6 protein-coding genes are annotated in these 8,239 nt (G+C 62.7%); 1 reads left to right on the top strand and 5 read right to left on the bottom strand.

Annotated features, from left to right (window positions below; genetic code table 11):
- Positions 1-219: 219 nt before the first annotated feature.
- From AC0V2Y_RS18150 to AC0V2Y_RS18135, 4 genes are all read right to left on the bottom strand, one after another.
- Positions 220-1,803 (bottom strand): GGDEF domain-containing protein, encoded by a 1,584-nt coding sequence (locus tag AC0V2Y_RS18150; protein WP_475416868.1) that lies wholly within the window; start codon positions 1,801-1,803, stop codon positions 220-222.
- Between the two features lie 198 nt (positions 1,804-2,001).
- The gene (locus AC0V2Y_RS18145) at positions 2,002-2,649 is read right to left on the bottom strand and encodes a response regulator (RefSeq protein WP_034753998.1); all 648 of its coding nucleotides are present in this window, start codon (positions 2,647-2,649) and stop codon (positions 2,002-2,004) included.
- Positions 2,650-2,701: 52 nt separating this feature from the next.
- Positions 2,702-4,192, bottom strand: coding sequence for a sensor histidine kinase (locus tag AC0V2Y_RS18140; RefSeq protein WP_475416851.1), 1,491 nt, complete (start codon positions 4,190-4,192; stop codon positions 2,702-2,704).
- Positions 4,193-4,209: 17 nt separating this feature from the next.
- The gene (locus tag AC0V2Y_RS18135) at positions 4,210-4,797 is read right to left on the bottom strand and encodes a hypothetical protein (protein ID WP_475416852.1); all 588 of its coding nucleotides are present in this window, start codon (positions 4,795-4,797) and stop codon (positions 4,210-4,212) included.
- A gap of 95 nt (positions 4,798-4,892) precedes the next feature.
- Between AC0V2Y_RS18135 and greB the strand changes: the two genes are divergently transcribed.
- Entirely contained in the window at positions 4,893-5,459 is a 567-nt protein-coding gene (gene greB, locus AC0V2Y_RS18130; RefSeq protein WP_475416853.1) for a transcription elongation factor GreB, read from the top strand.
- A 433-nt stretch (positions 5,460-5,892) separates the two neighbouring features.
- Here the strand turns inward: greB and AC0V2Y_RS18125 are convergent, their stop codons facing one another.
- Positions 5,893-8,175 carry a RelA/SpoT family protein gene (locus AC0V2Y_RS18125; RefSeq protein WP_475416854.1) on the bottom strand — a complete coding sequence of 761 codons (2,283 nt, stop codon included), beginning with the start codon at positions 8,173-8,175 and terminating at the stop codon, positions 5,893-5,895.
- Positions 8,176-8,239 lie beyond the last annotated feature (64 nt).

Below are 8,239 nucleotides of genomic sequence, written 5' to 3'. Positions count from 1 at the left end.
GTCCTAAATTGGTTGATTTAATAAAAATGTTGATATAATTGCAATTATACTGCCGTGTGTAATCTCTTCCCATAACAAATGGGATTGCTATCTTATATTGGCAATTGAGTCATTAAAACGATTTCGGTTAATTTTTTGGTAATTGGCCGAATAAGTTTTATCGATAGTGTTCGAAACAATGTGATTGAGATGCAGTGCATTGCTCCGCACTGCAGGAACTCAGTCGGCCACCACCACCCGGTTCTTGCCCGTCTGCTTGGCCTGGTACATGGCGCGGTCGGCGCGCTTGACAAGTTCGGCCTGGTCTTCGTTGGGCAGGCGCAGGGCCACGCCGGCGGAGAAGGTGATCAAGACTTTTTCGTTGTCGTGCAAGAAGAAATGCCGGGTCAGCTCGCGTTGCAAACGCGTCATCGTCGACGAGGCAGCCTCGACCGTGGTTTCCGGCAGCAGGATGAGGAATTCCTCGCCGCCGAAGCGGGCGATGACGTCCATCGAGCGCAGGGTTTCCTTGACGATCTTCACCAGGTGTTTCAGCGCGGCGTCGCCGGCCAGGTGGCCATAGGTGTCGTTCAGGCGCTTGAAGTCGTCCAGGTCCAGCATGGCGATGCACAGCGGCGTGCCGCGGCGGTCCGAGCGGGCCGTCTCGCGCTCGAACACGTCGTCCAGGCCACGGCGGTTCAGGCTGCCCGTCAGCTGGTCTTCCCGCACCAGCTCGCTCATATGCTGGAGCTTGGCTTCCAGCGTGTGGATGCGCTGTTCCGCGTCCTGCACTTCCTGGCGCGCCAGCACCATCTTGTCGCGCGCGCGCAAGGCTTCGTTCTGCACCATGCGCGTTTCGCGCAAGACTTCGTCGAGAACGCTGTTCAGTTCGCTGATATTTTCCGCCTGGCTGATCTTTTCCGAATAGCCGCCGATCTTTTCATGGAAGTCGCCCGTGCTGGCCGCCACTTGCCCCAGGCGGTCGATGAAGGTCATCATCATGTTCTTGACCGTCAGCTTGACGTCGGACAGGCTGTGCTTGAGCTGGCTCTGCTTGTAGATGACTTCCTTCAGGCTGCGCGTGGCGTCTTCCAGCGCGCGCTGGTCGAGCGGACCGGCGATCAGGTTCTGCACGGCGTCGACCTGGCCGCGCAGCCAGCTGTCGTCGTCGAGCAGCTGGCTGACGTTGTCCAGCAGTAATTTGAACAGGCGCAGCAGCAATTCCTGCTGCTCGGCCGTATCGCCGCTTTTCAGTTCGATCTGGTAGCACAGCTGCTTCAGGCGCAGGGCCGCTTCGTTCAGCGCTTCTTCCGTATGCGCCTGCTTGATGGCCGCGCCCAAGGACTCTGCCTCTTCCACGAGCGCGGGCGTGCCCGTCAGCAAGGTGGCGACGGCAAAACCCAGGGTGCGGCTGAGCAATTCACGCAGGGTGCGCGTCTGTTCGCCGTCCGGCAGGGGCGGCAATTCGATGCCGCCGCTTTTCTTGACCTGTTTCTCGGCCAGTTGCGCCAGGGTACGTGCATAGCCATCCCAGTCGCGCGCTTTCAGGGCGCGCTGGAAACGCTTGCCAAAGTCGCCCAGTTCGCCCGCCGATTCGCTCATCTTGGCGGCGAATTGCGTCAGGACGTTTTCCGCGCCGCTCTCCGCGCCTTTTTCCACATTGGCGCTGGCGGCCAGCACGGCGGCCGGCGCGGCAGGGCTGTCCGCCGCTTCGCTGATACCGGCGATTTCATTGTAGATGTCGCGGTAGGCGCTCGGCGTCGGGGCGATGCGGCGCGTGGCCAGGCGGCGAAACGCTTCGCGGGCGATATCGGCCGGGTTCATCGCCGCGGCGGCGGTATTCGTGGCGCCAGCGGGAGCGCCTGCTGGTGAAGATGGCAATTTACTGGACATGTAGGCACAGCCTTTTCAGATATTTCTCATTATCCTCATGATATGCGAGTTGGCAAAGAACTTATTGTGCGAGAAGCAAGGAGAAGTCCTGTCAATTCGCCCGATGCCAGCGGGCATGCCGCTTTGCCGTCAATCCACCAGCTGGTTGCGGATGGCGTAATGCGTCAGTTCGGCGCTGTTCTTGAGTTTCATCTTGACGAGTAAACGGGCGCGGTATTCGCTGACGGTTTTCACGGACAATTTGAGCTCTTCGGCGATGGCGCCCACCGCCTTGCCCGAGGCAATCATGACCAGGGTCTGGTATTCGCGGTCCGACAAGGTGTCGTGCAAGGCCGTTTCGTGGTCTTCACCCACCGTGTTGGCCAGTTCCTGCGCCAGCGAGGCGCTGATGTATTTCAATCCCTGCGCCACCTGGCGGATGGCCGTGACCAGTTCGCGCGGCGCGCTCTGTTTCGTCAGGTAGCCAGCCGCACCCGCCTTGAGCGAGCGGATGGCGTACTGGTCTTCGCGGTGCATGGAGAGCATGAGCACGGCCAGTTCCGGCTTTTCCTTCTTGATCTGCTTGAGTACCTCGATGCCGCTGCGGTCGGGCAGGGAGATGTCGAGTAGCAACACCTGGCATTTCGAGCCGCGGAACAGTTTGATGGCGTCGTGGCCATTTTCAGCCTCGCCGGCCACGATGATGTCCTTCGTGTCGGCGAGGATTTGCTTCAAGCCTTCGCGCACGATCGCGTGATCGTCGGCGATGAATACCCGGATGGTGGCTTTTTCTTTCATGACTGCGTTGTTTCCTATCTGAATCCCTGCGCCCTGCGGCGGCCCTGTGGCCTTATGGCGATCCGCTTTGCGCTGGTGCGCTGGCTGCAGCCGCTATTATCGCCTCTCGCGGCGTGGTCAGCCGGATTTTTATGCTCAGGATGGTGCCGCCGTCCGGCCCGTCCATCAGGCTCAGGCTGCCGCCCAGCGCGCTGGCCCGTTCGGCCATGCCGCGGATGCCGAACGACTGCGGCTTGGCGCGGTCGGACAGGCGCATGCCGACGCCATTGTCGGCGATCGACAGGCTGATGTGTTGGCGCTGCCGTGCCAGGCGCACGCTGACCTTGCTCGCCTGCGCATGCTTGGCGATATTCGTCAGCGCCTCCTGGGCGATGCGGAACAGGCTGGTCGCCTGGTCCAGTTCCAGTTCGATATGTTGGCGATTGGAAATGAACTGGCACTCGATGCCGGCCTGGCGCGCGAATTCCTTGACTTGCCAGTCCAGCGCGGCGACCAGGCCCAGGTCCAGCATGGACGGGCGCAAGTCCAGCGAAATGCGGTGCACGGCGTCGATGCTGCGGTCGACGAGGGCATCGACATAGTCGGCCTTTTCCTGCAACTGCGGGTCGTCCGGCGGCAGGCGGCGCGCCAGCATGGCCAGCGCCATCTTGATCGCCGTCAAATTGCCGCCCAGGTCATCGTGCAGTTCGCGCGCCAGGCGCGTGCGTTCGTGTTCCTTGACCTTGTCGATATGCGCCGTCAGCTCGGCCAGGCGGGCGCGCGACTGGCGCACTTCGATCTGTTCCAGCCGGCTTTCCGTGATATTCGTCATGATGCCTTCCCACTGCACCGTGCCGCCGGCCAGCGCGCGCGGCGTCGAGCGCAGATTGATCCATTTGACGTCCTTCCAGGCATCGATCCAGATGCGGCCTTCCCAGTTCCAGCTCCACAAGGCGTTTTTTGAGGCCTGCATCGATTCCAGATACGAGGCGCGGTCGTCGGCCAGGATCAACTGGTAGAACAGTTCCGGGCGCGCGTGCAGCTGTGCCGGACTCAGGCCCAGCAGGGCCTGGCAGCCGTCGCTCAGGTAGGCAAAGGACGCCCGTCCATCCGCATGCAGGCAGAACTGGTACACGAGGCCCGGCGTATTCGACACGATGGCATTGAAGCGCGACTGCACCTGGGCCAGGGCGGCGGCCGTTGCCTGCGGCGTGCGCAAGTCTTCGCCCTCGGCCAGCAGCAGGGCGCGCCCCTGGCGCTGGGTGCGCGACAGGTGCAGGCTGAGCGAATACAGGCTGCCATCGCGGCGCCGTTGCTGCACGTGCAGCCGGGCTTGCGCGCCGATGCTGTCGTCCAGGGCGGCCAGCACGGCGGCCAGCTGCTGCGCCTCGAGCTGCGGCGCCAGGGTGAAGGGCGTCATCGCCAGCAATTCCTTGCGCGCATACTGCAAGTTGTCGCAGGCGGCATCGTTGGCGTCCAGCAATTGCAAACTGGCCGCGTCGTACAGGTAGATTTCCGGCGCCGCCGCGCGCAGGGCGGCGGCCAGCCGGGGAGTGTCGTGCATGGAGTGGCCTTTCTTCATCAGCGGCGGGCGCGCCAGAAGGCGGCAAAGCGGCGCAGCACCCTGGCTGGGCGGGAATTATGGCGTCCGGGCGTGCCCTTGCGCAAGCGCTGCCACCAGGCGCGGCGGGCGCGGCCCAGCGCGGCCGACAGGCGGCTAACGCGGCGCCACGGGCGCGTGGCGCGCAGGCGGGCGATCCAGCGGTCCTTGGTTTCCATAAATAAACCGTGCCAGCGGGCGAACCACGGCAAACTGAGCAGGGTAGGGCGCGTCAGCGAATACAGGCGGGCGACGGCGGCCGCACCGCCCAGCTTGGCGACGACGATCACGCCGATGCCGGAAAACGCATGGCCGCGCGCGATCGCCAGCAGGGCCAGCAGCTTGACGGGAAACAGCAGCACGGCCGGCAGCACGAAGATGGCCAGCGCCCAGTACGGCGGCAGGCGCTTGATCCACGCTTCCAGCGCATGCAGGGGCGGAAACTGCGACACCACCTGCATGATGCGCGCGCCCGTCGCCCACAGCCATTCCTCGATCAGCAGGCAGATGGCGGCCAGATAGACCAGCGGCGCGAACAGCCAGCGCCTGACTCTGTAGAATTTTTTCATCCGTCTCCGTGTGGCGCCCCGGTATGGTTGCCATGGCCTCGATGATACGATAAATCGGTGTGTCCGGCAGTCCTTGACGGGGCTACAATAGGCGGATGAATAAAGCCTTTGTAAAAGAATCCGACAACGACGACGATGAAGAGGCGGCGGCGCTGGCGCTGGCCATTCCCGCCGGTGCCAAGAACTACATCACGCCGGCCGGCTACCAGCGCATCAGGGAAGAGCTGCTGCAACTGATCGACGTCGACCGTCCGGAAGTGGTGCGCATCGTCCATTGGGCGGCGTCGAATGGCGACCGCTCGGAAAATGGCGACTATATCTACGGCAAGCGCCGGCTGCGCGAAATCGACCGCCGCATCCGCTTCCTCACGAAGCGCATGGACCTGGCCGCCATCGTCGATCCCAGCGTGCACCATGGCAACGACCAGGTATTCTTCGGCGCCACGGTTACCTACCGCACCAGCGACGGCGAAACGCATACCATCACCATCGTCGGCATCGACGAATTCGACCCCCTGAACGGCAAGATCAGCTGGATCTCGCCCATGGCCCGCACCATCACCAAGGCGCGCGAGGGCGACGTGATCACCCTCAATACGCCGCAGGGCGAGCAGGAGCTGGAATTGCTGGAAGTGACGTATCCGGCGCCGGGGGAGGGGTAAGCTTGCGGTGACGCAGGGCGCCAGAGGCGCGCGCTGGCACACTGATCATTCAGTTGGTATCAGGAGTTGCCATGCCCCGTCGCCTTCGGCTCGTCTGGCCCGGCGTTCCGCTGCATGTGGTGCAGCGTGGAGTGAATCGCCAAGCATGCTTTCTTGATGGGCAGGATAAACAGCGCTATCTTGACTATCTGCGTAATTGTTTGGAGCTTGCGCCATGCCATGTGCATGCATATGTGCTGATGTTGCATCGGACAGCTGCGAGAAGCAGTCAATGCTGAATTTGCGGTGGGTGATCAGGCGTTTTTACGACGCGTTGCGGAAGTGAACCGGTAGCCCGCAGCGGAAAACTGGGGTCAGTCGCTTCGCGATCGGAATACGTCCCATTGGGACGTATTCCCCCGGCGGGTCTGACCCCAGCCCTTTGCCAACAATTTTAATTGCGTTCGCGCAAGATACGGTTCACGCCGGCCACTCTGCGCACGTTGCGCAGCAGGGCGGCCAGGTGGACGCGGTCTTTCACTTGCACGGTGAAGCGCAACTGGTCGAGCACGTTGTCCTTGTCTTCGTCCATGCCCACATAGATGATGTTGGCGTCGGACTCGCCGATTTCAGCGGCGACTCTGGCCAAAATGCCCCGTTCGCTGTTGATCAAGACCTTGATGCGGCAATCGAAGCGGCGGTTCAGTTCGGTTCCCCAGCGCACGGCGATCCAGCGGTCCGGTTCCTTGGCGCGCTGGCGTTTCGCTTGCGAGCAGTCGCTCGTGTGCACGAGCAAGCCCTGGTCGCGGCGCAGCTGGCCGATGATCTGGTCGCCGGGAATCGGCAGGCAGCAGGGCGCCAGCTGCACCGAGACGCCTTCGCTGCCGCAGATGGTGACGGGGTCCAGTTCGCTGCCGCTGTTGTGTTCCACCGGCATGCTGGCCGCTTCGCCGCCGATCAGGCCGAAGATGTGGCGCGCCACCAGCGTGGCCATGCGCTTGCCGATGCCGATGTCCGCGTACAGCTCGTCCATGGAATTGGCGCTCGATTCGTTGAGCAGGCGTTCGACCAATGGCGCTTGCAGGTCGGCGTCGATGTTCAGGGTGTGCAGCGCCTGCGACAGCAATTGCTGGCCCAGGGCGATCGATTCGGGCAGGTTGATCGTGCGCAGATGGTGGCGGATGGCTGAACGGGCCTTGCCGGTGCGCACGAACGACAGCCACGTCGGGCTGGGGCGCGACGAGGAATCGGTGATGATCTCGACGATGTCGCCATTGTGCAGTTCGGTGCGCAAGGGCGAGGTTTCGTTGTTGATTTTCACGGCCACGGTCTGGTCGCCGATGCCCGTGTGGATCGAATAGGCAAAGTCGATGGCCGTGGCGCCGCGCGGCAGGGCGATGATCTTCGACTTCGGCGTAAACACGTAGACGGAATCGGGGAACAGGTCGACCTTGACGTGTTCGAGGAATTCGGCCGAGTCGCCCGTCTGCTGCTGGATGTCGAGCAGCGATTGCAGCCACGCATGGGTGCGCTGCTGCAGGTCGGACGGGTTCGATTCGCCGCTCTTGTACAGCCAGTGCGCCGCCACGCCCGATTCGGCCGTGCGATGCATTTCCTGCGTGCGGATCTGGAATTCCACGGGCGTGCCGTACGGGCCGATGACGGTCGTGTGCAGCGACTGGTAGCCGTTCAGCTTGCGGATCGCGATGTAATCCTTGAACTTGCCCGGCATGGGCTTGTACAGGCTGTGCAGGGTGCCCAGGGTCACGTAACAGTCGGCAAAGCTGCCCACCACCACGCGGAAACCGTACACGTCCAGCACTTGCGAGAACGACAAATGCTTGCTGCGCATCTTTTTATAGATGTCGTACAGGGTCTTTTCGCGGCCCGTGACGTCGGCCTCGAGTTCGGCCATGGACAAGGTGCTTTTCACCGCTTCCATGATCTTGTTGACCACTTCGCGCCGGTTGCCGCGCGCCGCCTTGACGGCTTTCGCCAGGGTGCGGTAGCGCATCGGGTACAGGTGCGAGAACGACAGGTCCTGCAGCTCGTGGTAGATGTTGTTCAGGCCGAGGCGGTGCGCGATCGGCACGTACACTTCCATGGTCTCGCTGGCGATGCGGCGTTTTTTCGCCGCCGTCATGAAATCCAGGGTGCGCATATTGTGCAGGCGGTCGGCCAGCTTGATCAGGATCACGCGCACGTCGGACGCCATGGCCAGCAGCATCTTGCGGAAGTTTTCCGCCTGCGCTTCGATCTGGCTCTGGAATTCGATCTTTTCCAGCTTCGACAGGCCGTCGACCAGGTGCGCTACCGGAGCGCCGAAGCGCTCGATCAATTCTTCCTTCTTGACGTCCTGGTCTTCCATCACGTCGTGCAGCAGGGCGGCCATGATGGCTTGCGCGTCGAGCTTCCAGTCGGCGCAGATTTCGGCGACGGCGATCGGGTGCGAGATATACGGCTCGCCCGAGCGGCGCATCTGGCCCAGGTGCATTTCGTCGGAGAAGCGGTAGGCTTCCTTGACTTTTTTCAGGTCGGCGGGAGACAGGTATTCGGCCAGCTTGTCGGCCAGGTGGCTGACGGAGGCCACGCCGAGGGCGGGCGCTGGCGGTACTGCGGGGGTGTTGCCGCCGGACGTGCCGGCTCCGGGCGCGGAAGCGCCCTGCGATTTTGCCGCCTGGCGCGGGGCCAGGGACGGCAGTGCTGCGGAAGTCGTGTCGGCTGGGGTCAGACTCATAAAACGTCGCGTTGCTTCACAGTGTGAATAAAGGATACGGTAGAACCAGGGGTCAGCACTGTTC

The sequence above is a fragment of the Janthinobacterium sp. BHSEK genome, from assembly GCF_056174685.1.
The sequence above is the reverse complement of the archived record's forward strand: the minus strand, read 5'-3'. Positions and strand labels throughout refer to the sequence as shown.

Excerpts from the sequence above, each read along its gene's own strand:
- AC0V2Y_RS18150 (WP_475416868.1), bottom strand. The coding sequence starts at position 1,803 with ATGAACCCGGCCGATATCGCCCGCGAAGCGTTTCGCCGCCTGGCCACG.
- AC0V2Y_RS18145 (WP_034753998.1), bottom strand. The coding sequence starts at position 2,649 with ATGAAAGAAAAAGCCACCATCCGGGTATTCATCGCCGACGATCACGCG.
- AC0V2Y_RS18140 (WP_475416851.1), bottom strand. The coding sequence starts at position 4,192 with ATGCACGACACTCCCCGGCTGGCCGCCGCCCTGCGCGCGGCGGCGCCG.
- AC0V2Y_RS18135 (WP_475416852.1), bottom strand. The coding sequence starts at position 4,797 with ATGAAAAAATTCTACAGAGTCAGGCGCTGGCTGTTCGCGCCGCTGGTC.
- greB (WP_475416853.1), top strand. The coding sequence starts at position 4,893 with ATGAATAAAGCCTTTGTAAAAGAATCCGACAACGACGACGATGAAGAG.
- AC0V2Y_RS18125 (WP_475416854.1), bottom strand. The coding sequence starts at position 8,175 with ATGAGTCTGACCCCAGCCGACACGACTTCCGCAGCACTGCCGTCCCTG.